Genomic DNA, 996 nt, shown 5'->3' on the forward strand with positions numbered 1-996 from the left:
TGGAAGCTAAGAAAGGGCATATCGGCCACGAGCAAGGCACGAGGCTTTGTGCGTACAACGGCTTCGAGGTGATGGTTCATCATCGCCATGCTCACCGGCAACGTATCATCGAATCCAAGACAGACGTTGGCGACGCTATCCCCGACAAGGATGACATCCATGATCGGATCGGCGATGCGCGCTGTAACCGCGTCGTAAGCGGTGGTCATCGCGATACGACGCCCCTCCTCCTTCCACCCCTGCAGGACCGGAATCGTGACGCGTTCAACAGGCGGCTCTGAAATGTGGCTCATCTTAGATCCCGATCCACCCCCGCATGCTTGGAGTCGGCGCTTCCTTGGGAAGGCGAGAGGAAGCTGTCAATGGGGAGATGACAAAAGGAAATTACCTCTCCAGGTCACGGACAGACGCATCAAAACCTCCAATGATCGCGCGATCATCAAATAAGAACTTCTCAGCCGTTCTTCCTCATGCGGAGCGGCTTTGGGTCACGCTGACGCACACCGCGCGACTCAGCCCAGCTTAAGCCGAGGGAGTTCGCTCAGCCGCGGACGGCTCGTCGGCATGCGCGGCTGTGTTGATCCATGACATCGAGGCCGCCCCAACCTGAAACCAGAACGAAGCCGCACCCAGCAAGACTGCGAGCCCAAGAGGAACGAGATCTTTCGTGTCGGAATTAGAATCGGCACGCGCTGTAAGGTAGGGGAAGGCGATATCCATTAAGTGGCAGCGTCGGTAGCAATCGTAGTTGCAATATTCTCTCCGCGTTACCACCTCTCGCACGTAACCCGGACCTAAGGACCGAGAACACTCGGCGCAGGTTCTGTCGCCGCGCGGGGTCCTTAGATTCACGAGTATAAATTTCATAGCGTGGGCTCGTTGAGCCATGTATTAAGCCGCTCGCAACCAGCGAAACCATTGATGGTCGGCCTCTCGCCGGGCCTTGAAGCGGTCGACGCATCTCTTGGAGCAAAGGGCCGTTCGCCAGCAGTAGTA

At 57.3% G+C, this 996-nt stretch carries 1 protein-coding gene; it reads right to left on the reverse strand.

Annotation, left to right across the window (positions count from 1 at the left end; genetic code table 11):
* A partial coding sequence (locus ACIPUD_RS39800; protein WP_446482995.1) for a 3-methyl-2-oxobutanoate hydroxymethyltransferase occupies positions 1-293 on the reverse strand: 293 nt, incomplete at its 3' end.
* Positions 294-996: the final 703 nt, after the last annotated feature.

Source organism: Bradyrhizobium sp. CAR08 (assembly GCF_052871955.1).